General features: G+C 52.2%; 23 protein-coding genes. 7 read left to right on the top strand and 16 right to left on the bottom strand.

The window, feature by feature from the left end; genetic code table 11:
- Nucleotides 1–10: 10 nt before the first annotated feature.
- The 9 genes from HMPREF1207_RS23300 to HMPREF1207_RS23260 all read right to left on the bottom strand — a co-directional run bounded on the left by HMPREF1207_RS23300 (nucleotide 11) and on the right by HMPREF1207_RS23260 (nucleotide 9,117).
- Nucleotides 11–595 carry a hypothetical protein gene (locus tag HMPREF1207_RS23300; RefSeq protein ID WP_009675516.1) on the bottom strand — a complete coding sequence of 195 codons (585 nt, stop codon included), beginning with the start codon at nucleotides 593–595 and terminating at the stop codon, nucleotides 11–13.
- A gap of 365 nt (nucleotides 596–960) precedes the next feature.
- Nucleotides 961–1,929 carry a GNAT family N-acetyltransferase gene (locus tag HMPREF1207_RS23295; protein WP_009675504.1) on the bottom strand — a complete coding sequence of 323 codons (969 nt, stop codon included), beginning with the start codon at nucleotides 1,927–1,929 and terminating at the stop codon, nucleotides 961–963.
- A gap of 286 nt (nucleotides 1,930–2,215) precedes the next feature.
- Complete coding sequence (locus HMPREF1207_RS23290) at nucleotides 2,216–3,076, bottom strand: carbohydrate ABC transporter permease (RefSeq protein WP_009675553.1); 861 nt, start codon at nucleotides 3,074–3,076, stop codon at nucleotides 2,216–2,218.
- An 18-nt stretch (nucleotides 3,077–3,094) separates the two neighbouring features.
- Complete coding sequence (locus tag HMPREF1207_RS23285; RefSeq protein WP_016424014.1) at nucleotides 3,095–3,997, bottom strand: carbohydrate ABC transporter permease; 903 nt, start codon at nucleotides 3,995–3,997, stop codon at nucleotides 3,095–3,097.
- An 86-nt stretch (nucleotides 3,998–4,083) separates the two neighbouring features.
- The gene (locus HMPREF1207_RS23280) at nucleotides 4,084–5,505 is read right to left on the bottom strand and encodes an ABC transporter substrate-binding protein (protein WP_009675609.1); all 1,422 of its coding nucleotides are present in this window, start codon (nucleotides 5,503–5,505) and stop codon (nucleotides 4,084–4,086) included.
- Nucleotides 5,506–5,537: 32 nt separating this feature from the next.
- Nucleotides 5,538–6,452, bottom strand: coding sequence for an N-acetylmuramic acid 6-phosphate etherase (murQ, locus tag HMPREF1207_RS23275; protein WP_009675524.1), 915 nt, complete (start codon nucleotides 6,450–6,452; stop codon nucleotides 5,538–5,540).
- 363 nt (nucleotides 6,453–6,815) lie between these two features.
- Nucleotides 6,816–7,682 carry a MurR/RpiR family transcriptional regulator gene (locus HMPREF1207_RS23270; RefSeq protein WP_009675485.1) on the bottom strand — a complete coding sequence of 289 codons (867 nt, stop codon included), beginning with the start codon at nucleotides 7,680–7,682 and terminating at the stop codon, nucleotides 6,816–6,818.
- 440 nt (nucleotides 7,683–8,122) lie between these two features.
- Nucleotides 8,123–8,608, bottom strand: coding sequence for a pantetheine-phosphate adenylyltransferase (gene coaD, locus HMPREF1207_RS23265; protein WP_009675589.1), 486 nt, complete (start codon nucleotides 8,606–8,608; stop codon nucleotides 8,123–8,125).
- Nucleotides 8,605–9,117, bottom strand: coding sequence for a metallophosphoesterase (locus tag HMPREF1207_RS23260; RefSeq protein WP_016424013.1), 513 nt, complete (start codon nucleotides 9,115–9,117; stop codon nucleotides 8,605–8,607). The genes coaD and HMPREF1207_RS23260 overlap by 4 nt, the downstream gene beginning before the upstream one ends.
- Before the next feature lie 468 nt (nucleotides 9,118–9,585).
- Between HMPREF1207_RS23260 and HMPREF1207_RS23255 the strand changes: the two genes are divergently transcribed.
- Genes HMPREF1207_RS23255 through HMPREF1207_RS23245 form a run of 3 tightly spaced genes read left to right on the top strand, consistent with a single transcriptional unit; the run spans nucleotide 9,586 to nucleotide 11,952 of the window.
- A complete protein-coding gene (locus HMPREF1207_RS23255) occupies nucleotides 9,586–9,840 on the top strand; it encodes a FeoA family protein (RefSeq protein WP_009675529.1) in 255 nt (84 codons plus the stop codon).
- A complete protein-coding gene (locus HMPREF1207_RS23250; protein ID WP_009675588.1) occupies nucleotides 9,837–10,568 on the top strand; it encodes a FeoB small GTPase domain-containing protein in 732 nt (243 codons plus the stop codon). The genes HMPREF1207_RS23255 and HMPREF1207_RS23250 overlap by 4 nt, the downstream gene beginning before the upstream one ends.
- Nucleotides 10,546–11,952, top strand: coding sequence for a nucleoside recognition domain-containing protein (locus tag HMPREF1207_RS23245; protein ID WP_009675503.1), 1,407 nt, complete (start codon nucleotides 10,546–10,548; stop codon nucleotides 11,950–11,952). The genes HMPREF1207_RS23250 and HMPREF1207_RS23245 overlap by 23 nt, the downstream gene beginning before the upstream one ends.
- Before the next feature lie 321 nt (nucleotides 11,953–12,273).
- Here HMPREF1207_RS23245 and HMPREF1207_RS23240 read toward each other — a convergent pair whose 3' ends face one another.
- Both HMPREF1207_RS23240 and HMPREF1207_RS23235 read right to left on the bottom strand, forming a co-directional pair.
- Complete coding sequence (locus HMPREF1207_RS23240; RefSeq protein ID WP_016424012.1) at nucleotides 12,274–13,557, bottom strand: DUF4179 domain-containing protein; 1,284 nt, start codon at nucleotides 13,555–13,557, stop codon at nucleotides 12,274–12,276.
- Complete coding sequence (locus tag HMPREF1207_RS23235) at nucleotides 13,523–14,086, bottom strand: RNA polymerase sigma factor (protein ID WP_009675631.1); 564 nt, start codon at nucleotides 14,084–14,086, stop codon at nucleotides 13,523–13,525. Before HMPREF1207_RS23235 ends, HMPREF1207_RS23240 begins: the two co-directional genes overlap by 35 nt.
- 429 nt (nucleotides 14,087–14,515) lie before the next feature.
- On the opposite strand from HMPREF1207_RS23235, the gene HMPREF1207_RS29975 reads away from it, so the two are divergent.
- On the top strand, nucleotides 14,516–14,674 hold the full coding sequence (locus tag HMPREF1207_RS29975) for a hypothetical protein (protein WP_009675544.1): 159 nt from the start codon (nucleotides 14,516–14,518) through the stop codon (nucleotides 14,672–14,674).
- Nucleotides 14,675–14,999: 325 nt separating this feature from the next.
- Here HMPREF1207_RS29975 and HMPREF1207_RS23230 read toward each other — a convergent pair whose 3' ends face one another.
- The 3 genes from HMPREF1207_RS23230 to HMPREF1207_RS23220 form a co-directional block, all read right to left on the bottom strand.
- Nucleotides 15,000–16,184: an anhydro-N-acetylmuramic acid kinase gene (locus HMPREF1207_RS23230; RefSeq protein WP_009675578.1), complete on the bottom strand. Its 1,185-nt coding sequence runs from the start codon at nucleotides 16,182–16,184 to the stop codon at nucleotides 15,000–15,002.
- A gap of 216 nt (nucleotides 16,185–16,400) precedes the next feature.
- On the bottom strand, nucleotides 16,401–17,840 hold the full coding sequence (locus HMPREF1207_RS23225; protein ID WP_009675535.1) for an amino acid permease: 1,440 nt from the start codon (nucleotides 17,838–17,840) through the stop codon (nucleotides 16,401–16,403).
- Between the two features lie 553 nt (nucleotides 17,841–18,393).
- The gene (locus HMPREF1207_RS23220) at nucleotides 18,394–18,927 is read right to left on the bottom strand and encodes a hypothetical protein (RefSeq protein WP_231392128.1); all 534 of its coding nucleotides are present in this window, start codon (nucleotides 18,925–18,927) and stop codon (nucleotides 18,394–18,396) included.
- Between the two features lie 173 nt (nucleotides 18,928–19,100).
- Here HMPREF1207_RS23220 and HMPREF1207_RS23215 point away from each other — a divergent pair, with 173 nt between their 5' ends.
- Together HMPREF1207_RS23215 and HMPREF1207_RS23210 are read left to right on the top strand one after the other, a co-directional pair.
- Complete coding sequence (locus HMPREF1207_RS23215) at nucleotides 19,101–19,565, top strand: MarR family winged helix-turn-helix transcriptional regulator (protein ID WP_009675591.1); 465 nt, start codon at nucleotides 19,101–19,103, stop codon at nucleotides 19,563–19,565.
- A 13-nt stretch (nucleotides 19,566–19,578) separates the two neighbouring features.
- A complete protein-coding gene (locus HMPREF1207_RS23210) occupies nucleotides 19,579–20,880 on the top strand; it encodes an MFS transporter (RefSeq protein ID WP_009675470.1) in 1,302 nt (433 codons plus the stop codon).
- A gap of 139 nt (nucleotides 20,881–21,019) precedes the next feature.
- Here the strand turns inward: HMPREF1207_RS23210 and HMPREF1207_RS23205 are convergent, their stop codons facing one another.
- Nucleotides 21,020–21,472: an NUDIX hydrolase gene (locus tag HMPREF1207_RS23205; RefSeq protein WP_009675642.1), complete on the bottom strand. Its 453-nt coding sequence runs from the start codon at nucleotides 21,470–21,472 to the stop codon at nucleotides 21,020–21,022.
- 301 nt (nucleotides 21,473–21,773) lie between these two features.
- Between HMPREF1207_RS23205 and HMPREF1207_RS23200 the strand changes: the two genes are divergently transcribed.
- Nucleotides 21,774–22,001 (top strand): hypothetical protein, encoded by a 228-nt coding sequence (locus tag HMPREF1207_RS23200; RefSeq protein WP_009675610.1) that lies wholly within the window; start codon nucleotides 21,774–21,776, stop codon nucleotides 21,999–22,001.
- A 106-nt stretch (nucleotides 22,002–22,107) separates the two neighbouring features.
- Here the strand turns inward: HMPREF1207_RS23200 and HMPREF1207_RS29970 are convergent, their stop codons facing one another.
- Entirely contained in the window at nucleotides 22,108–22,263 is a 156-nt protein-coding gene (locus HMPREF1207_RS29970; protein WP_009675510.1) for a hypothetical protein, read from the bottom strand.

Here is a 22,263-nt window from a genome sequence, read left to right as displayed (position 1 = left end):
TTCACTCCGTTTAGTTGACTCTCGCGTTATAAACTTCCTGCCCCGCAGCAATCTCCTTACCTTCGAGCATCCGCGGATTGAAGTATTCCAGCAGATGCAAACCCGGCGTATTGAACTCTTCAAAAGTGATGGTGTATTGTTTATACGGAACGGCCGGGTTGTCCGCAAAGGTAACGGAATAAGGATTTCCGGTCAGATCGGTCGTATGCTCCGGCTTTCTCCATCCGAAGTCCAGAATGGTTCGGGTGTTGCGGATGTTCAAATCCCGCATGATTTTGCCGATACCTTCCTTTTTTTGCGCAAGCTTTAAATTGATCGGCAGAGGGATAAAATCGGGATACATCACCGCGATGTTCTGGGAAACGACAAGGCCGCTTTTTTCCGTGCGAAGAAGCGATTCTCTAAGTACCGCATCCCGCGTCCCTTCTTTCACCGCCAATAAGGGTGCCTGAGTGGCCGTTGACTGCTTCAGAACCGAAGGAATCATGGTCTCTCCCGTAATCAGTTCGAGAAAATCCGTCGTCCGGTTCTCCGTCGTTAATAAGAGTTGAAAAACGAGCCGTTTCAACCGTTCCAGTTCCGCTTCCATTCCCATCGTTCCTTCCCTCGCGCTTATTTGTACAAGGAGCCGGTCCGGGTGATTTCAATCTCAAAGGAAGTGCGTCCTGACCGGTTCGGTAAACTGTTCTAAGCTGTACCGTTTGCGGCTCATCGTAAACTAAAAAGCCTGCTATCGTCATTATAAGAAGGAATCCATGATTATTAAAGGGATTTCATTAAAATATTAGATTGTTTTTATATTTTTTCCTTTTTTTGATCTACTTTTGTCATCGTGTTATTGAATAGAAAAAAAAGGCATCCTCCTAGGAGGATACCTTCTACGGTTGGTTAAAACGAGCCGTCCCGTACAGCCGCATCGGCTGAGGACCTGGCCAAAGCTGCACGGAGCGGAGAACCGCCCTACAACGCCTTTCGCATGACGGCGAATTGTTTCACGGTTTTGAAGCCCGCCTTCTCGTAAATTCGGATGGCCGGGTTGGTGCTTCCCGTATACAGGGACATGTACTCCGTCCCTATGCCCTTAAAGGCTTCGCACAGCCTGAAGAAAAGAAGGCTGCCCAGCCCGTGCCCTTCATGATCGGGATGAACGCCGATGCCGGCAAAATAGCCGCGGCCGCTTGCCTGCCGGATAACGGGGCCGGCGAAGCCGATCGCTTGTCCCCGGTGGGCCGCGATAACGACGGGCACGCCGTTTGCCGTGCCGGCGGCAATTTCTTTCTGCCACAGCGGGTTGTCGAAGCCCTGCAGCATGGCCTCTATGCCCTCATGCCGGGCGGGATCGAAAAGTCCGACCGTATATCCGTCGGCGGCGGTCCGCTCTTCCTTGGCCCGGATCTCGTCCGGAATAGAAAATCCCGACAGATTCAGGTACATGGCGCATTCCCTGGCACGTTCGATATACCCCTCACCGAGCAGAAATCCGTACAAACGGCTGTCCGCCGGAACCCCCGGAGCATTGTTGTGTTCGTGCCCCGGCGTATCCGGGATGTACCACGGCAGCATCATCGGATTGAAGAAAAGAACGTCGGCCTGCTTTTTGCCGAGCTGCCGGAACCGCCCTTCAAGCGCTTCCAGCAGCAGGCGGTAATTCGCATCTGTCTGACGGTCCTCAGACAACACGATGCAGGTGATATAGCCGGCGACGGCGCCCAAAGGCAGGTCGTCGCCTGTGCAGCCGCAGGCGAAACCCGTGACGGTTCCGTCCTCTTCGCGCATAACGAACGTATTGTCTTTGTCAAAGTATGGACTGGACAGGAAAATCTCGTTAAAGCTCCGGCCGGTCAGTTCTTTGTAGCCGTCCTTAACGGCTTCCGTGTTCCACAGCCGGATCACCGCGTCCGAATAGGATTCATTCCATGTTTCGATCATGTCGCTACTCCCTCCTTATGCCTCATAAACCTGTTATGTCCGCCGCTGCAAACTCATCCGGCTTGAAAATACCGCAAGTCCCGATCTCCGCCTATAAAAAACGGGCCCCTGTAATCCGCCGAGATTCTCGGACAAAGCACCCGCACCGGCATCGAAGGAAGGTTCGGATGCCTGCATGCGGGCCGCTTTTCGGAACAAAAGCCCGTCTTGGTTTAGTACGCTGTGATTCGGCCCGCCCGCTATTTACGTTACGATTAACGGAGATAGCCGAATCGGCGCGCTTGTGTTATCCCTTCACCGCACCGACAGTGACACCTTCCAGGAAGTATCTCTGCAGGCTGAAGAAGAGAACGAACATCGGCAGGGCGGAGATGGTGGCACCCGCCATCATCGGAGCAAAATAAGTCGTGTTCGCAAACCGGAAGTTTTTAAGTCCGACTTGAATGGTCTGCATATCCATCGTATTGGTTACGAGGAACGGCCAGAAGAACGTGTTCCAGCTGTCCATGAACGTCAGGATAGCCATAACGGCCAATACCGTTTTGGACAACGGAAGAATGACCCGGAAATAAATCTGGAACTGATTACAGCCTTCAATCTTGGCGCTTTCGATAATCTCGGTCGGAATGCTGCTCATGAACTGCTTGGCAAGGAAGATGTTATACACCGTCACCAGACCCGGCAGAATAAGCGCGCTATACGTATTTTGAATATGAAAGATGTTTACGATCAGGATATAAAGCGGAACTTGTGTAACCTGATACGGAATCATCATCGCGATCAATAGGATGGTAAACAGCATCGCTCTGCCTTTGAATTTGATTTTCGAGAAGGCATACCCGGCCATACTGGCGAAAATCACATTGGACACCATCACGGTCGTGGCTACGATCAGAGAGTTGAGCAGCCAGCGGATGGAATACTCGCTATAATCGAAGAAAAACTTGTAGGATTCCAGTGTAAATTTGGTTGGAAGCAGGGAATAGCTCACCGCGCCAGCCTCGATCGGATCTCCAAAGGAAGAAATAAGCATAAAGTAAATCGGGAAAATCGTAGCCAGAGCAAACAGGGTAAGAATTACGATAATGACCGTATTCCGGCTGTATCTAGCCGCGCGATTTCCTGCGTGATTGTTATAGAGCGCCATATCTCGCCCCCCCTTTCCTCAATATTCCACTTCTTTGCCGAGGAATTTGAACTGAACCAATGAGATCCCCGCGATAATGAAGGCCAAAATCAGGGACTGTGCGGCCGCTTTGCCGAAGTCGAAGTATTTGAATGCATTGTTGAATACGAGCAGGCCGACCATCGTCGTCGCATTGTCCGGACCGCCGCCCGTCATAAGATACGCGTTCTGGAAAACCTGGAACGAGCCGATAACGCCCGTTACGAGCAGGAACAAAGTAGTCGGTTTCAAGCATGGAATAACGATATACCAGAGCTTTTTAATAAAGGACGCTCCGTCAAGCTCGGCTGCCTCGTAATAACTCTCATCAATACCCAGCAGCGCGGCCAAGTAAATAATAATGCTTGTGCCGTGACTGGAAAGCCAGGCCATGAGTACCAATGAGAACATTGCGGTAGCGCTTGATCCAAGCCAGTTCTGGTTGCTGATCCCGATATAGCTGATCAGTTTGTTCAGAATACCCGACGGCATCGGGTCGAAAATCCACAGCCATACGACCGACAAGGCAACGCCGGAAGCTACGGCAGGCAAATAGTAAATCGCTTTGAATGTCGTCTGCAGCTTTTTCTTGAGCGGAAGAATCAGGATCGCAACCGCAAAAGAAAGGAACAAGGCGACAGGCACCGTCAAAACCGTATACACGATCGTATTTACGACGGATTTCCAGAACAGCGGGTCTTTAAAGGTCGCCGTATAATTGTCGAACCCGATAAAGGTGGACCCCAGCGGTCTGTATTTCTGAAAGCTAATGATAAAGGCACTAATAACCGGATAAGCCGTAAACAGCGCATAGACGAGAAGCGCAACCGCGATAAAGGCATAGCCCCAGGCGCCGTCTCCTCTGATTTTCCGTCTTTTCACCGGTTTAGCTGGTTGAGTCATCTCTCGCACCCCTCTCCATCCTCTAATTCATTCTACATATTCAGATAGCCGCATGTTGAGGCACACGGCTATCCGAATCAAACTCTCTATTCTTTTACGACACCGTCCGCGCCGAACGTTTGCACGGCTGCCGCTTTAACCGCTTCGTACATCGCTTCCGGAGTCATTTCTCCCGAAATTAACGCCTGCAGCTTAGGAATGATGACTTCTTCTTCCAGCTTGATCGCTTTGGCGCCCAGGTCGGCCGGGATATCCGGACGGGCAGGAGCCGCGTTTTTCAGCATCGTTTCAACCGCCGCTTTGTTATCGGCATCGCGGTTAACGGTCATGCTTTCGGCTTCTTTCTTGCCGCTCTTCGTAATGTGAGCGACAAACAGGTCGTTGTTCGTCGTTGCCGCTACTTTACCGCTTGCAAGGAAGTAGGCCGCTTTTACGACGTTGGCTTTATGCTCGGCCGTCGGTTCTTTCGAGCCGCGGAAAGTCACGTAACCGTCGACCGCTACGCTGGACTGCGGTTTTTGTCCGGCGAAGGTCGGAACCGGCAGGACCGTGTATTCAACCGGGACGCTTCCTTTGACAGCGCTGCCGTCATTGGCTTTCAGCTTCTCGTTGTTTTTCTTGGCGGAGTTCTCGAACGTCGCCAGGCCTTTACCCGTAATCATGGTTTGACCGGTCAGGAACATGTTCCAGCGTTTACCGGCGTCGATGGAGCTGAGCTCTTTCGGCATGGAGCCGTCATCGATCATCGTACGGATATCTTTTAACACTTCGAGATAGTTTTTGCTGGTGTAAGCGTATTTCAGATCTTTGGTGAACGGTGCAGGCATGCCCGCATTTTTGATCAGGATGTTCAGATAGTCTTTAGACGCTACGCCCGCAGTCGCAAACACGAAACCGTAACGGGATGTTTTGCCGCCTTCGGAAACGACGCCTTTCTTGATCGCTTCGCGGAACTCGTCAAACGTCCAGCCGTCTTTCTGGACTTTCTTCCAGTCGATGCCCGCTTTCTCGAGGTATTCGCGGTTGCCGCCGATCGCGTGAACTTCCATATAGCCCGGGAAGCCGTAAAGGCCGTCGCCTTTCTTCATATACTCAAGCGGAGCCTGATCGAAATCTTCCACCATTTCTTTGGTGGCCACATCCTTGATGTCCATCATCATTTCCTGCTGCATATACTTGGAAATGCCGTCGGAACCCATGAACGCGATATCAGGAGGGCTGCCCGCATTCACCTGCGTATCGAGCTTCTGTGTAATGTCTTCCCAGCTTGCCGGTTCGATTTTCAGCGTCAGGTTCGGATACAGCGCATTGAAATCTTTCGACATCTGGGCAAAATTGTTCTGGTAGGTCGCGGAAACCGGCGGAAGCAGGGCCGTGATGGTGTCCTTGGCGTTCGGATCGCCCGCCGCGCCGCCTTCTTTTTTACCGGAATCTCCGCAAGCCGCCAGTGTGGACATTGCCATGGTTAACGCCAATACCGATGCTGCTGCACGCAATTTTCTTTTCATAAATAACAAGCCTCCCCCAAGGATATGAAAATTTATACCACGTTGGTCGTGGTTCGTATTGCCGCTTTTAAACTGCCTTCGCACTGATCCAGCACCCGCTGCGCCGAAGCCGCGTCCAAGCCGCTTTTGATCATCATGATCGCCAGCTTACAACTCATGGAAGCGCTTTCCAAAACCGCAGCAGCCGTCTTGTCATCCACGCCCGTGGCCGCTTTTATGATGCGTACGGAGCGGTCTTTCAGCTTGATGTTGCTGGCTTTCAGGTCCACCATCAGATTGTTGTAGGTTTTGCCGAGCTTCACCATCGTACAGGTCGTCAGCATATTCAGGACCAGCTTCTGTGCCGTACCCGCTTTCAACCGGGTCGATCCCATAATGACTTCCGGCCCGACAACCGGGGCAATGCACACGTCGCAAACGGATTCGAGTTTGGAATGTTTGTTGTTCACCAGACCGATGGTCGCCGCTCCGATTTCCCTTGCCTTGTTCAAACCGGCAATGACAAATTGCGCGCTTCCGCTGGCCGTGATTCCGATTACCGCGTCTTTGTCCGTTACGCCGCACCGTTCGATAAGGGCGATTCCCTCATCTTTATTGTCCTCAAAACCTTCAACAGCTATTCTTAGTGCCCCATCTCCTCCGGCGATATGCCCCTGCACCCGCAGAGGATCGATACCGAAAGTTGGAGGACATTCAGATGCGTCGAGTACACCGAGCCTGCCCGAAGATCCCGCTCCGATATAGAACATTCTGCCGCCGTTTTTAAGCACTTCATGCAAAATATCAACCGCTTTCACAATTTGCGGTATTTCAGCCGCAACCGCAGCCGGAACCGTCGCATCCTGTTCGTTCATCAGACGCAGCATCTGTTCCGTCGTATATTCGTCTATCCTTTGTGTTTTCTCGTTGATCTCTTCGGTCGTTAGTCTCGCCAGATACTCATCCACAGCTTTCTCCCCCCCATCTGTTTAGTTCAACTTCTTGATTTCATCTTAACGAGAAATTTCAGTTTGGTCAACAGTTTTTGAAATAATATTTTATGATGAAATGTTTTATTGTTGTTTTATTTTCTTTTTCTCCTTGCCCTGCGGCATTTCCCTCTTCTTTTCGCGCAAAATAAAAAGGACCTATTCGGTCCTTGATTTGACTTATTCGATTCGACGGCGGTTTATGCCAGGGTTGCAGTCGGCAGGACGGGAGGTCAGCAGCCGTTGTCGTCAATCCGGCCGAACTCGACTACCGAAGGCAGGTCCGTGTCCTTCATCACGATCTGCAATTCCTCCTGGAAGCGCGGGGCCGCCTCTTTCGATTCAATAACGCCGCTGCTTCCCCGCCACAATATTGTGCGTTTTGGTTAAATATTTTTTCACGTGTTTGTATTCCGCGCTTGCTACCCCCGCGAAAAGAATATCCACGACGGTCAGCATGGCTATCCGGGAACCCATCGCGCCGCTGCGGATCGTTATTTCCGGCGTGGAAATGCTGAGCAAGATGTTCGCCTGATCGGCCAGCCGGCTTTTCGTATACTTCGTTACGGCGATCAGACAGGCGCCGTTCTTTTTGGCGATTTCCAGCGCGTCGAGAATCTCGACGGTCTCTCCCGAATTGGAGATGAAGATGGCCACATCGCCTTTCTCCAGAAGCGTTGCCGCCGTCAGCATACTGTGCCCGTCCGTATAGGTGTGACACATCTTGTTGATCCGCGAAAATTTCTGCTCAGCATCGATTCCGACCAGACCGGAGGCTCCGATTCCGAAGAAGGCAATCCGCCTGCACGAGCGCAGCACCTCTACGGCCCGCGCAATCTCGCTCTTGTTGATCACCTGCAAAGTATCTTCAATGGACTGGCTGTTGGTGCGGGAAATATTCAGAATAATCGTGGACAGGTCATCTCCCGGCTGGATATCCCGGTACGGATTCGTATCCTCTTCATGCATAGAGCCGAGGGAAGCCGAAATGCTGACGATAAAGCTGCGGTAGCCCGAATATCCTATCGTTTTGCAGAACCGCAGCACGGAGGCGTCGCTGGTCTTCGTCAGCCGGGCCAGATTTTTGATCGAGAGATGCGGGATTTCCTCCACGTTCTCCAGGATGTACTCGCCCACCGCTTTCTCGACGGGAGTCAGGCTCGTTTTCATTTGGCGGATTTTAATTAAAACGTTATCATTTATGGCCATATTTTTCCCTACTCGCTATAAATTCTTGAAGCTGAACCGGTGTAAACATGGTTGACCTCTAAAACAATTTCATCATAAGCGCAATTATTATAAAATACAAGATTAATAGCTAAAAATGAAAAATAATAGAAATAGAGAGGGAAAGGCCTCTGCCGGAGAGATTAAATGCCAATGAATAGCAAAAAAAGCCCGCAGAACCCGTCCGGTTGGACTTGACTGCAGGTTTCCGGGGAATTCCGGGGCGGATGCCAGCCATAGAGAAATAACCCGTTGAACCTGGCCGAGCTTTCGCCGGATAAGCCATGAGCGCAGCCCACACGATCCGCCCGGGCCAGTACCCTCCCTCCGCCGCAGCGAAAACAGACGTACCCTCTCGGAGAATGGAAAAGGAACAGAAAGGCCCGGGTCCGGGCCCGAGCTTACCCGCTTCCGCTTCGTCTCTACTTGTTCTCGCTCTCATAAATTCTCATCTGCTCGAAAGCAGCCTCGACCATAAAAGCTCCGGCCGGTTCCACTTTTCCCGTCGCAATAAACATCCGGACCAGAGAACTGCTCGTCTGCATATTCGGCGTATACGGCGATAAATAGACGGTATCGGCTTTCGTGGTATTCCGGATATACTGTTCCAGCTGCATCTCGTACTCGAAATCCGTCGCGTTGCGGATGCCGCGGACAATCGCCTTGGCTCCCGTTTCATTGACATAATCCGCTACGATCCCTTCGAAAGCGACGATTTTGATCCTTTTGCCCGGCGGAATGGAAAGCCTCACCAGTTCGGTCCTCTGCCCGATCGTAAAATGATGCTTCTTGGCGCGGTTGTTGGCAACCAGAATGTGAAGCTCGTCGAACAGATTGGTAGCTCTATCAATGACCGACGTATGTCCGAGGGTAATGGGATCGAAGCTTCCCGCATATACGGCTATCATGCCTGCTCCTCGCTGACGACGACCGCATCCCGGATCTGTTCGAAGGTCAGCGGAGTATAGTCCCAGTGCTCCACGCACACGTTGAAATAGTTCTTGCCCTCATACTTCTGTCCATGGATATGACCGTGCACATTGACGTACGGCATGTGTTTGTTCATATAAACCGGTTCGTGCGACAGCAGGAAGAAGTCTTTGTACAGAACCGGGTATTCGCTCACTTCGTCAAATCCGGCGTCCAGCCACCAGGACCGGGACCTGCCTCTGTCGTGATTGCCCAGAACAAGAAATTTATAGCCGTTCAGCTTTCCGACGATTTCTTGTGTCCTTTCCTGATTCAGAAACGAAAAATCCCCCAGATGAAACACCTTGTCTTCGCTTCCGACTACGGCATTCCATTTTTGAATCATGACGTCCGTCATTTCGTCCGCATCCGCAAAAGGCCGGGACTCGAAATCGATAATAAGTTTATGCCCGAAATGATGGTCCGAAATAAAAAAATCGTTAGGCATGTCTTACTCCTCCTTACATAAAATTCCGGAATGTTATTCCAATCAGCCGCTTCATACCTGTTAGTTTACCAACTTCGCCGCAAAAAGGCACTAACGTTCAGTTAGTATCCGAACGCCCGGCACGAAGCTGTACCGCTTCTCCGTCCCCCCTGCTAAACGGAACAGACCCGCTCCGGACCCTATCGTTTCATTCAAAATAAAATCAAGTTTTTTAGGGCGAACAAGGTTCCCCCTTTTTGCTTTCACATAAAATGTGGCTAACTAATTAGGACATTCGTTTACGGGCGGCCATCCCCGCTTTATTCCTTCCACTAAAAATCTTTCCCTTGAGAAACTTTTTGTTGACAGTCAAAAACTGTTTGCCTATACTAACATCATAAAGCAACGTTAACGGAAGGTGTATTTTCATAACTAAAATTTTGCGCTCGGCAAACAGTTTGTCCGAAGGGAAAAAGGAAGGTGAGCCCTATGTCTTTATCGGAATTGTCATTGGACCAGGTCAAGGTAGGAAGCGTTGTCCGGTTAAGCCGGATCGAGGTACAGGGAGGAATGCGAAGACGGCTCCTTGATCTCGGATTCGTCCCGGGTAACCGCGTGGAAGTGATCCAGCGAAGCCCGCTCGGCGATCCGACCGCTTTCCGTGTCAGCAATACAACCATCGCGCTCCGGAAAGAAGAAAGTTCGCTCATTTACACGGAGCCGGAAGGAGGCGACAGTCTGTGAGAACCTATACCGTAGCACTGGCCGGCAACCCGAACACCGGCAAAAGCACGCTGTTTAACCGGCTGACGGGACTCCGGCAGCATACGGGGAACTGGGCCGGTAAAACCGTGCTGACCGCCGAAGGCGAATTTGAGCGGAACGGAATTTTATACAAGCTCATTGATCTGCCCGGCACGTATTCCCTGTATTCGAATTCGGCGGATGAGGAAGCCGCCAGGGATTACATCATTTTCGAGCAGCCGGACGTCACGCTGGTCGTGCTCGACGCGACTTCGCTGGAGCGGAATTTGAATCTTGCGCTGCAGGTCTTAGAAATGACCAGCCGAGCCGTTGTCTGCATCAATCTGATGGACGAAGCCGAGAAGCTCGGGATCAAGATTGATCTGGATCAGATCCGCGAGAGGCTCGGCGTGCCCGTGGCCGCTATTTCCGCACGCAACAACAAAGGCATCGGCCCCATGCTCGATCTCGTCGAAAAGGTGGCGGAAGGCGTCATTCATCCCGAGCCTCCGCCTATCCCCTACAGCGAAGAAATCGAGCGCCAGGTCCGGGAACTGGAGCCTTTCGTCCGCGAGACGCTCGGAGCCCGTTATCCGGCCCGCTGGGTCGCGCTTCGACTGCTTGACGGAGACGAGAACCTCATCGCCTCGCTGAAACAGAGGCTAAACGGCGCGGCGGCGGCACAAGGACAGGGGGTGATGAGCTATGGCCACACCGCATGCAACTAACCGGCCCGATCCGATCGATTCCCTGTTATCCATGGCGCAGACCATCACGAGCGGCAGTTCCATCCGGGACGAAATTGTAAGCGACATTTATAAAACAAGCTGCGACATCTGCAACGCGGCCGTCCGCTATGAAGACAGGAAAAAGCTTGCGAGCACACATAAGCTCGACAAAATTCTGACTTCCAAGCTGTGGGGCTACCCCATCATGTTTGCGGTGCTCGGCGCGATCTTCTGGATCACGATTGCCGGGGCCAACGTTCCTTCCGGCTGGATCGCGGATTTCTTCGGTGTAATCGAAGGCTATCTGACGGCAGGTTTCCAAGCCGTCCATGCGCCCGCATGGCTTCACGGCATACTCGTTCTCGGCTTTTTCCGGGGTACCGCCTGGGTAATCTCCGTTATGCTTCCGCCCATGGCGATCTTCTTCCCGATTTTCGCGCTGCTTGAAAATTTCGGCTATCTCCCCCGGGTCGCGTTCAACATGGACCGCCTGTTCAAGAAGTCCGGCGGACACGGCAAACAAGCCCTGACGATGTCGATGGGCTTCGGCTGCAATGCGGCGGCCATCTTGTCCACGCGGATCATCGAATCCCCGCGCGAAAGAATGCTGGCCATCCTGACGAACAACTTCGTCCCGTGCAACGGCCGCTGGCCTACACTGATCCTGCTGTCCTCTCTTTTCATGGCGGCTGGCGCCTCAGGGGGCTGGCAGACTTTAGGAACCGCTCTGTTCGTCATGGGGCTGGTGCTATTCGGCATCGTAATTACCTTGTCCGTGTCGTGGGCGCTGTCCAAAACGGCTCTGCGCGGTGTGCCGACGCACTACACGCTGGAGCTTCCCCCGTACCGGAAACCCCAGATGTGGAAAACGATCCTGCTCGCCTCGCGCGACAAATCGTGGGCCGTGCTCAAACGCGCGGTAATCGTGGCGGCTCCCGCCGGAATCATCACCTGGATTCTGGGCAACATCATGATTGGCGGAACGAGCATCCTTGCCCATACGGCGGCTTTCTTCGATCCTTTCGCCCATCTGATCGGTCTGGACGGCTATATCATCATGGCATTTATACTCGGCCTGCCGGCCAATGAAATCGTTCTGCCGATTCTGCTCATGGGCTACATGTCCTCGGGCGCCATGGTCGATGCGGACGGGCTGGACAACATCAAAGATCTCTTCCTGCAGCATGGCTGGACCTGGCTGACGGCGCTTAATATGATGCTGTTTTCGCTGCTTCACTACCCGTGCGGCACGACCCTGTACAACATTTATAAAGAAACCAAGAGCACGAAATGGACGATCCTTTCCGCCCTTATCCCCCTGGCTATCGCCCTCCTGGTTACATTCGCCACCGCCCAAGCGGCCAGAGCGTTCGGATGGGTGTAAGCAATCTTTTAAAAAAGAGAACGGACTGGACTATACCGGTACCCATACACTGGACACTTTGAAAAAAGATGCACAGCGTTGGGTACTTTTTTGTACACTAGAGTTAGTGATGGAGGCGAGAACATAAGCCAAAAATATGTATTGAAGAAGAATGCTAAGGGTCATCCGAAAGCCTTCATGTCGTACGTGTGGGTGAAAATAGCCCCTGCAAACCCACTTCCTATAAACGTATAGCCGAGGATACACAAGAGCATCGGACCTTCCTCAATGAAACCGAAAAAAGATGACCCCCGTCTAGTACAGGAATCATCTTCTAGTGGTTTATTTTTTGTTATTTACAGGAATCGAAATTTTCTTATTATAGGCTTTAATATATTGGAGTTCGTCCAGCAGCAGGAATTCCGGTTTGTCCGTGGTGTTAAAAGAATACGTCTGCTCCCACATAATGTTACCGTTCTTCAGATCCCAAGGGCGTGAGGAGGAAATCTCGGATACGGGAACAACGCTGCCGCCAGCTTGTATGGATATATTGTCCTTTTCAAAGAAAACAAATTCGTTTCCGGCGATAACGATATCATAGCCTGTATCGGTTTTTGTCACGCTTCGAATCCATACCTTTTCTTGACCTACGTTGATCGAATGATCTGATGGCGAGGCAAGGGAGATGGGTTTTTCTATTTTCTGTATTCCTGTGAAATCTTCCAGCACAAGTTCAATGGACTGAATCTTGTCTGTTGGAAGCACATCGAATTTAAGTTCAAATTCAGGACTAGTCGCCTTCATACCTAAGCTTTTCACTTCTGTTCCATTCACATAGAGCTTTGTTTCGCCCGAAAATCTCGGGGATCCCTCTAATTCATAATGCCCTTTCACGATGGTTGAAGATGGCGAAGCTGTAATGGAGTCATAGTGAATCTTCCCCTGATCAACAGGAATGGTTTCAGAAAGGTCCTCTTTGATTATACTCTTCATCGCTTTATTCGCATCAAAGTCGAAGGAGATGGGATAGGATACTCGTTCCCCATTATCCAGCCGCTCATTGAAAGTCAAGGTTAATGTTCTGGAGAATGGACTAACGGGCTCGAACTGGTGTACTCCGACAAACTGAGATTTGTCTTTGCCAGGATTGCCGCCTCCTCCTCGCGAATTGGAATCAGTCAAGAACCCTTTCAAATTACTGAAGTGGTAGCGGATGAAATCTTCGTCGGTATATTCGGTTCCTGCAGGTCGATCGATGGTGTAATACAAGGTAAATACATTATCGTCGGCGATAACGCCATTAATGGTAAAGACCGTGCCGTCTTTAAACGTTGTGCTTTTGTTTACCTGCTGCCCGTATCCTTGCTCTGTTAATTCAGAAAAACTAAGAGAGTTCAAACTGGCTCCATTAAACAGCTTACTTCCGTAATAAGCGAAGGCAGGATATTCATATAAACCAACCATCATAATGAGCGCTGCAACAGCTGATGCAACCCATGCCACCGCTTTATTCATGTTTCTTTTTTTCGCGGGAATACGCTGAAGTGCATCCCGAAGCCTTCCCTCAAGTTCTGACGGAGCCTGCACCCTTTTATACTCCTGTAATTTCTCCTCGATCGTTTTCATAACGATTACCTCCGATCATGGCTTTTAGTTTGTGTAGTCCTTGCGAGATTCTTGATTTGACGGTTCCTAGAGGCACACCGGTCATGTCCGCAATCGTCTGATACGGAAGATCATGAACATAGCGAAGTTCGATCGCTTCCCGCTGCGGGGCATTCAGATGGGATAGCAGCGTATGCATATCCAGTTCCGACTCTGTATGGTGATACGGATTATCGTCAGTGAATGCAGCAAGGGCTTCTTCTTGCTCGTCTTCCAGCGGGGAAAATCGCCCCTTTTTACGAAGTAATGTTTTGCACCGATTGACGAGAATGGTTTTGCTCCAGCTGTAGAATGCTTCGCCTTTTTGCAATTGATCAATCTTTTCGTACAGCGTGACAATCATGTCTTCCATGGCATCCATCGCATCATGCTCGTTTCCCATGTAGGCATAGGCAAGACGATAATAAGCGTCCTGATCGGCCATGATTAGTTGCAATAAAGCTTCTTTGTTATCTTTTTTTGCTTGTTTGACAAGATGGCTTACTTTCATGTTCTCTCCCCTTTTCATAAATAAGAGATGCCAGAGGTTGCAAAAGTTCATTTTGTGCGAAAAAAACTTTATCCCCCTATCATAGGGAAGAAGATAAAGTTCCGGTAACTGATTCATTTCAAGATTACATTTCCCTCCGAAATTGGCCACATACCCTTCTGACCCAAAATCAGCAACACCGACCCTACCTACCAAAGCTGCTGAAGCAGAAAAAGCCAGGCCAGTCCAAGTCTAGGCGAGAAACTGCCGGGACAACGCTTCTCAGAAGTCCTTCTTGGGCCATATGAAAGACCATGTTAAGAGCGATGGTTTCTCCTCGTTGCACGAGGTACAGAACGAAATTAATCGTGACATTTTTCATGTGTGAAACTAACTCACAATGTCCTCGTAAAGGGTTAAAAGAAAATTATTCCCTGGAGAGGTGTGCTTATGAAATTTCTGGTCTGGCTTCTTAAAGCGATTTTCGTCCTGCCGGCCGTCCTTTTAATGGAGATCGTTTTTGGGCATCAGGGTACGCTTTTCCTCAAAGAAACAGCCCAAAAAGAGGATACGGGCGGGGAAATGTACAGCAAAATCGAAAAACGGTGAGCACGGAAGCCGGCCCCCCCCACTTTAAAAGCACAAAAAAGAGACCGTCCAACCGGCGGTCTCTTTGCGCTGTTTGGCGGGAGTTCATGGTCTCCGGAGCAACTTAGTATAGAATACGCTCTAAACGGTGAATGATCTGCTTGGCGGATGAGGATGTCCTCATGCGGCAAGCACAAAGAGACACCGCCATAATCGGCTGTGCCTCCACCCGTCTTAAGAAGCCTTTTTAACAATCGTCTACGGCTAACAACCGTCTCCGGTTCGCTTTCTTACAACTCTGCTTGGGTGAACCGCCTGGTTTGCCCAAGCAAAAACAGCGGGATTTTTACGGAAGCGCAAGCTTCCCCATCACGGTCGGACGCGCCGCCCCCGTTGCGGAGGGCAGATTGTTGGGGATGCCGCGCAGGAAGTCATTGCCGAGCAGCGCGAAAATGACGGCTTCCTTGGCGTCGTCATGCACACCGAACGCGCCCGAGGTCGTTACATGCTGGTCCGGCAGCAGCTCCGCGAGCATCGACAGCAGCGTCCGGTTGTGAGCGCCCCCGCCGGAAACGATGACCTCGTCCACGCGGCAGCGCGGAAACACGAACCGCCGGCAGCCTTCGGCAATCGTGCGGGCCGTGAACGCCGTGGCCGTCGCCACGATGTCCGCGTCCGCCAGTCCGAGGGCTTTCGCCCGCGCGATAAAATCGGCCGCGTACGCTTTGCCGAACACTTCGCGGCCGGTTGATTTGGGCGGCTTCACCCGGAAGTACGGATGCGTCATGGCGTCTGCGACAAGCCCTTCATCCGTACGTCCCTGCGCCGCCCACGAGCCGCTTTCGTCATAGGAATGCCGGCCGCCCGACAGCTGATAGACCACCTGATCGATCACCATGTTGCCCGGCCCCGTGTCGAAAGCGAACACATCGGACGGCCCCGCCTGAGGGGGCAGGACCGTGCAGTTGCCGATGCCGCCTATATTCTGAAGCAGGCGGCCTTTCGTTTCATGGCGGAACAGGATGAGATCGCCATAAGGGACCAGCGGCGCGCCCTGTCCGCCGACCGCCATGTCGGCCGGACGGAAGTCGCCGACGACGGGGACGCCCGTCCGCTTGGCGAGGACGGACAGGTCGCCGAGCTGGAGCGTCGAGCGGACGAGGTACGGATCGGCAGCATCACCCTCGGGGATGTGCCAGACCGTCTGTCCGTGAGAGGCGATGAAGCCGATGCGGTCCATGGTCAAGCCCGCTTCGCGCACCGCCTCCAGCGCGGCTTCCGCCATCCGCTCGGCAAGGAAAACGTTCATTCCGCAGACGAGCGCAACGTCCGAGCGGGCGACGGAGCAAAGATCTTTCAGCTTTTCCCGCAGCGCGTCGTCGTAGGGCCTGCTGTGGAAATGCAGCAGCTCCAGCCGGGTATCCAGCCCGCTTCCGTTTATCCGCACAACCGCGGCATCGATCCCGTCCAGCGAGGTCCCGGACATCAGCCCGATTGCGATTACTTCCTCTTCCTTTATGCCGAGTATCATGTTTACCCCTCCCAAGTGTCGTCTCCGTGCATCCGAACAGCTAGGTGGAACCGGCGCACGGGTTCCAGTTGGCTTCATTATAGAGGGATGGAAATATTTTTTCAATGAAATTATATTTTGTAAACTTTTATTTCATCATCTCCGCTCTCATCACTTGTCCAGCTTCTTACTATAAATCGGCTGCTGAGAATGTTTCGTTTGTCCGCTTTCTTTCTCTCATCTTGACTTTTTTCGAAAAAACACATCCGTCTTCTCACGCATCGAAAGGGCGGGCGTAAACACCCATTCCTCTTCGCCGTCCGGATCCGCTTGTTCCTGCCGCCCCGAATTGTCCCCGGCTTTGTTCCACTGACGGATCCTCAGCCAGGTAACCAATCCGATAACGCCGATAAAACCCAAACTGACATAAAAGCCCGGGCGGCTGCCGTGGTGCGCCAGCGTCCCGCTGACGGCAAGCAAAATAAGGGCGATGCCCGTGATCCGTTTCGCTTGTCCCAGCGCCTTCAGACGAAGCAGTTTTCCCGCCGTGATCAGAATAAACAGCCAGTTATAGAGGAGCAGCAGTCCTGCGGCGGTTGTGATGTGTTCGTACACGCCCTCGGGCATAAGCAGCGCCAGAAGGATCGAAGCCGCCATCCCGCAGGCCGTTAGACCGAGCGCCGGGAGCGGGAGATTTTTTTTCCAGCGGCGGGCGAAAAGTTTGGGGGCATCCTTATCTTCCGCTAACGTTACGAGCATGGTGGTCACGGCGAAAAGCGACGCCGTCATCGTGGAAAAACCGGCAATAATAAGCACCCCGTTGAAAACGTGCGGAATAAACGGCAGCCGGTAATGGCTCAGCGCCAGCACAAACGGGCTTTCTTTCGTATGGAAAACGCTCCAGGGCAGAAGCGTAACCGCCAGTCCGATCGACAGGACATACACGACGGCGAGCAGCAGCAGCATGATTTTCCCCGCCTTCGGCGCTTCTTCCGGCTTCTGCAGCCTGAGGGCCATCAGCCCCATAATTTCGATGCCGCCAAATGCGTAGAATGCGAAAATAAGCGAAGACCAAAGGCCTGTCGCCCCCGCGGGAAACAGCGTCGAAGCTTCTGCCGGAAAACTCGGCGACCGGCTTCCGCGAATAATGCCGAACAGGGCCAGCGCCGCAATGACGAGAAACATCACGATGGCGGAAATTTTTATCACGGCAAACAAATTTTCCATCCGTTCGAATCCTTTTGTGCCCAGCATAATAATCCCAAGCCCGAGCATGCCGTATCCCGCCGCAAATCCCCACATGGGAACCGCCGGAAACCAGAAACGGGAAAACAGGGACAAAGCCGTCAGCTGACTTCCCATGATGAGCAGCTCCGAGCTCCAGTACACCCACCCGCTGCTGAAACCGGCCCAGCGGCCGTAAGCTTTTTTGGCGTAAGAACGGAAAGAGCCTTTGACGGGGTCCGCAGCGGTCATTCTCGCCAGCACGTCGAATACCAGATAGGTTCCGAATGCGGCCAGCACGAACGAGATCAGCACGGCGGGACCGCCGATCGTAATCGCCAGACTGGAGCCGAGGAAATAGCCGGTTCCGATCGTAAACGCCACTCCCAGCAGGGAGAGCTGCCACCATTTCAGCTTCTTTTCGTCTTCTCCGGCCGTCTCCTTCTTTTCCACGGGAAGTCTCTCCTTTGTAGTTAAGCCATGAAGTTCTTTTAAAAAGAGTTCCCCCCGGGCAACTTTTGTATGCCGATAGGAGATTTCCGGTTGGACCGTCATGCGGCGCTACGACGTTGGGTGCTGCGCCCGGTATAGAGAGGTGGAAGATCTGGCTGAGGCGTAACGAAGGTGTAGCTAAGGCGTAGCGAAAGCCGGGACAAAGCCGATCGAAGACGCATGCGGATGCCTCGTTTCATCTTCAACCCGTGTGAATCCCTCATAAGCGCCTAATCCATAGAGAACTGCCGGTTCCTTCGGCCTTATACCGATGCTGCATGGCGATTGACTGGCAAGGGCCGCAGCCAAAAACAACCGCCTGCATGTTCGCAGACGGCTGTTGAAAATTTTTGTAGGTTCCAGGTGTTGCATAGGTTCCGTTGTGCATGTTCGTTTGTAGGTTTTGTTGGGCACGTTCGTAGGTCAGATTCCGTTAGTTTGGCAGGTTCATTGTGATTATGATTGGTAGTTTGGCCTTATTCGTAAAGGGATTAGGGTCATAGCGGCTCGTCGTTTACCGGGTGATGGGGTTAACCGGTTTGCCTTTCGCCAAGTAAACGGTTACCCAGCAGGATACGGCCGCAGTCAGGGAAATAACGACGCCCATCAGGAGCCCGACAAACTGCATGAAAGGATCTTGTTCCGGAGCGGAAGGCGGCAGCAGGAAGATTTGCAGGAGAAGATAGACGGTGAGCACCCAGTAAAAAGCGCTTCCGATCCCGCCGATGATCCTCTTCTCTTTCTTCGTGCCCTCGCGCGAAATGCTCATCTGGATCCAGATCATAAAGCTGATAAACACGCCGGCGCCCGCAAACAAAAACAGGGAAAACGCGACATTCATCATGATGGTGAGCACTACAAGCGCCGTCATGACAAGGAAAATAATCATGTTCACGATAAATAAAAAGCCTCCGTACGCGTAGGGGGATTCCAGTCTGGCCGAAGCGGCCATTCTGGTAAACCACGGAATCGGACGGAACGTAATCCTTCTAACAAGGATAATTTGGATAAGGACAAGAACCAGACCGAACATTAAAAGAACAGTCACTTCCAAGCACTCTCCCTTTCAACTCTGCATGTTTTCCTGATTATAGCAAAGGCGGATACGGTGCAACAAGACTAGGCTGCTTTTGTCGGCTTTAGGCGGCTTGTTTTCCATTGACAACAATAGTTGTTTAACATATAGTTGTTAAGACAATCATTTTAGCGCGGAGGGATCAGATGACAACGGAACCCATCTTATACAAGAACGGATTGAACGATTCCTTGGGCTTTTTGCTGGGCGTGGCTTACCGGAAGATGTCCAATTTCCTGTCGCAGCGGCTGAAAGAGTACGACATCACGCCCGAACAATGGTCGGTGCTCTACCGGATCTACGAGCAGGATGGTCTCATCCAGAAGGACATCGCCGCCAGGGCGTGCAAAGACAAGCCGACGACGACACGCATTTTGGATTCGCTGGAGGCGAAGCAATTTATAAGGAAGCAGGTCGGGCAGGGCGACCGGCGTTCTTTTCATATTTATATAACGGACAAAGGCCGCTCCCTGATCGAGGAAACGATTTCCATTGAGCAGCAGACCAACCGGGATGCCGCCGCGGGCTTGTCTCAGGAGCAGTACGACCAGCTCATTACTTTTTTGCACGGGATTATCGACAACCTTACTTTGACATCAGAAAGCGAATAGGAGTGTCTGCATCATGTCTAAACATCCAGAACAGCTGGAACTGCTTCACCATCCGGATGCGGGGAAAAGTGAACCGCTCTGGACGAAATCGTTTATTATGCTTACGTTTTGCTATTTTCTTCTGTTTCTCTGCCTGCAAATGCTGCTGTCGCCCTTCCCCACCTACGCGAAGGACCGGTTTCATTCGGGCGATTTCACATTGAGCCTCTTAACCAGTCTCTTCGCCATTTCGGCGATTATCACCCGGTTCGTAACGGCTGCCTTGATGCGCCGTGTACACCGTAACACGCTGCTGTTCTGCGGTGTGGCATTCGCCGCCGTATCGACGGCGGCTTATTCGTTTGCCGGCTCCATGAGCGCGCTGCTGGCGCTGCGCGTCTGCTTCGGCATCGGCTTCGGGATGGCCAGCACGGTCATGCCTACGCTGGTATCCCAGATCATCCCCCGCCGCAGAATCGGCGAAGGGGTCGGGTACTTCGGGCTGTCGAGCAGCCTGGCGATGTCCGTCGGGCCGACCATCGGCCTCGCGATGATCGGCAGCTACGGCTTCGGCCCGCTGACCGCCATGGGCACGGCGGCGGCCGCCCTGATCGTGCCTCTGCTGCTCGGATCGCGGAGCATTCCGCCTCAGCCGGCGGCAGCGGCGGTTTCGCCAGCCGGTAAAGCGGCAAGCGGTCAGGAGGCAGGCTCCTCCGGCGGAGCCGCGAAGCGCAGCGGCTTCAATAAGAAGCTGCTGCTGCCGGCCCTGCTCAACGCGCTGCTGTCGGTGACGTACGGCGGCCTGCTCAGCTTCATCGCCTTGTACGGCAAGGAAGTGCATCTGGAACAGATCGGGCTGTTCTTCCTGTTCAACGCGATCACCGTTCTCGTTGTCCGCCCGATCTCCGGCCGCCTGTTCGACAGCAAGGGCCACGCCGCGATTCTCATTCCAGGCGCCCTCATTCTGATCGCGAGCCTGCTCGTTCTGTCCGTGGCGACAACGATGCCGGTGCTGATCGTCTCGGCCCTGCTCTACGGTCTCGGCTTCGGTGCTCTTCAGCCGACGACCCAGGCCTGGATGCTCCGCGAAACTCCGCCGGAGCAGCACGGGACGACGAACAGCCTGTTCTACAACTCCATCGATTTCGGAGTGGCTGTCGGCTCCATGCTGCTCGGCCTCGTCGCCTCCGGCACCAGCTATGCGGTGATGTACCGCTATGCCGCCGGAGTGATGGTGCTGTTCCTGCTTGTGTACGGCGTCTATCTGTTGACGCGCCGCCGGAATTCCGGCTCTTCCGCCGTTCCGGCTGTGTCGGAGATGGAAATTTCCTCTTAATAAAAAACAAGGTCGGATAGGTCCTCCGGCCTTGTTTTTTTGTATATCCAGCTCCAGCTTAAAAATTCACAAAATGACATCAAGCCCCCACAATTCCCCTGAACCAAACGGCATCCCCTTGGTGAGCTCCCCCATTAAATTATACCTGCACAGGATCGCCCGCCCAGCCGAAGCTCTCGAACCAGAGGCTCTCCTGCCGGTTCAAAAGCGCCTCGCGCACATAGGGCACCATCTCGGCGGGAAGCGCGTCTTCCGGGAACCAGCGGAGCTCTTCGCACTTATGGGGCTCCATGTTGCCGATCTCGCCCTGCCAGCTGCGCGCTCTCAGGAAAAAGTCGATCCACTCCGAATTCGTGTTTTTGCGGTGCATAATACCGGTGATTTCCAGATCCCCGGGCCGGATGTCAATCCCCGCCTCTTCCTTCGCTTCCCGTACGGCGGCGGCTTTCACTTCTTCTCCGCCGTCGATTCTTCCGGCTACGACACTCCACTTCCCGTCCGCGAACCCCGTATTTTTTCTCTTTAATAGAAGCGTTTCCCCATTGCGGGACAGAAAAACATGGACGGAACCGTAAAATATAGGTGTTCTCATTTTAAAACCTCCACGGAATTGAACATTAAGCAAAACTTTTCTGAAACATATTTCGTTTCATATTATGAAAAACGGTTTAGTAGTAAGTGGATCTTTGCGGATTGACCTGCAAACTCCTAATTTTTGACTTTAAATTTATGAAAACAAACGCTTTTCCCCTTAAATTTCAAACATTCTGTGGCGGAGGTCGATCGTTTCCAAAAAAAAATTGAAAAATCTATCGTTTTTTTAAGTTTCCTTTAATATTCGTAATTTATACTATTTTCAAAGATTGATCTATCTTACAGGAGGTAGAAATCACATGAAAACCATTATCGTATTTAACAATCAAAAAATACCCGTCTTTTATACAGAAGCGAGCAAAAAAGCATTAAGCTTATTGAAAATTGCCCTGGAAGCGAAGTGGAACAACGGAAAACGCGCTGTAAAGACGTGTCTGGAGAACCTTATCTCCATCGAAATCGAGGGAACGGAAGCGATTCTGCACTCCCGCCGCGAAAGCGATACGCTTGCCTTGTCTCTTTATTAAAAACTCAATCACGAATAGTTGAGCCGGCCTCTTACATACGGCCCCGCGAAAAAGATCCCGTCCGGGATCTTTTTTGTTGTTTCCCTACTCGGAAATTTTCACCCGCTTAACGCTTTTCGTTAATCGCTTCATTGCGGAGCGCCTGTTCGAAATCGGCGATGGTCTTTTTAAGCAGCGGCCCTTTATGGCCCGAAAGCACCCGTTTATTTTCCTTCTTCAACACCGCCAAAATAAGCTCTTTCTGATCCCGGCTGAGCAGCAT

Source organism: Paenibacillus sp. HGH0039 (assembly GCF_000411255.1).
GTDB lineage: Bacteria > Bacillota > Bacilli > Paenibacillales > NBRC-103111 > Paenibacillus_F.
The sequence above is the reverse complement of the archived record's forward strand: the minus strand, read 5'-3'. Positions and strand labels throughout refer to the sequence as shown.

Coding starts and splice junctions, on each gene's coding strand:
- HMPREF1207_RS23230 (WP_009675578.1), bottom strand. CDS start 16,184: ATGATACTCGGCATAAAGGAAGAGGAAGTAATCGCAATCGGGCTGATG.
- HMPREF1207_RS23255 (WP_009675529.1), top strand. CDS start 9,586: ATGTCTTTATCGGAATTGTCATTGGACCAGGTCAAGGTAGGAAGCGTT.
- HMPREF1207_RS29970 (WP_009675510.1), bottom strand. CDS start 22,263: ATGCTGCTCAGCCGGGATCAGAAAGAGCTTATTTTGGCGGTGTTGAAG.
- coaD (WP_009675589.1), bottom strand. CDS start 8,608: ATGATAGCCGTATATGCGGGAAGCTTCGATCCCATTACCCTCGGACAT.
- HMPREF1207_RS23215 (WP_009675591.1), top strand. CDS start 19,101: ATGACAACGGAACCCATCTTATACAAGAACGGATTGAACGATTCCTTG.
- HMPREF1207_RS23280 (WP_009675609.1), bottom strand. CDS start 5,505: ATGAAAAGAAAATTGCGTGCAGCAGCATCGGTATTGGCGTTAACCATG.
- HMPREF1207_RS23260 (WP_016424013.1), bottom strand. CDS start 9,117: ATGCCTAACGATTTTTTTATTTCGGACCATCATTTCGGGCATAAACTT.
- HMPREF1207_RS23300 (WP_009675516.1), bottom strand. CDS start 595: ATGGGAATGGAAGCGGAACTGGAACGGTTGAAACGGCTCGTTTTTCAA.
- HMPREF1207_RS23285 (WP_016424014.1), bottom strand. CDS start 3,997: ATGACTCAACCAGCTAAACCGGTGAAAAGACGGAAAATCAGAGGAGAC.
- HMPREF1207_RS23270 (WP_009675485.1), bottom strand. CDS start 7,682: ATGGCCATAAATGATAACGTTTTAATTAAAATCCGCCAAATGAAAACG.
- HMPREF1207_RS29975 (WP_009675544.1), top strand. CDS start 14,516: ATGAAATTTCTGGTCTGGCTTCTTAAAGCGATTTTCGTCCTGCCGGCC.
- HMPREF1207_RS23235 (WP_009675631.1), bottom strand. CDS start 14,086: ATGAAAGTAAGCCATCTTGTCAAACAAGCAAAAAAAGATAACAAAGAA.
- HMPREF1207_RS23240 (WP_016424012.1), bottom strand. CDS start 13,557: ATGAAAACGATCGAGGAGAAATTACAGGAGTATAAAAGGGTGCAGGCT.
- HMPREF1207_RS23245 (WP_009675503.1), top strand. CDS start 10,546: ATGGCCACACCGCATGCAACTAACCGGCCCGATCCGATCGATTCCCTG.
- HMPREF1207_RS23290 (WP_009675553.1), bottom strand. CDS start 3,076: ATGGCGCTCTATAACAATCACGCAGGAAATCGCGCGGCTAGATACAGC.
- HMPREF1207_RS23210 (WP_009675470.1), top strand. CDS start 19,579: ATGTCTAAACATCCAGAACAGCTGGAACTGCTTCACCATCCGGATGCG.
- HMPREF1207_RS23295 (WP_009675504.1), bottom strand. CDS start 1,929: ATGATCGAAACATGGAATGAATCCTATTCGGACGCGGTGATCCGGCTG.
- HMPREF1207_RS23200 (WP_009675610.1), top strand. CDS start 21,774: ATGAAAACCATTATCGTATTTAACAATCAAAAAATACCCGTCTTTTAT.
- HMPREF1207_RS23205 (WP_009675642.1), bottom strand. CDS start 21,472: ATGAGAACACCTATATTTTACGGTTCCGTCCATGTTTTTCTGTCCCGC.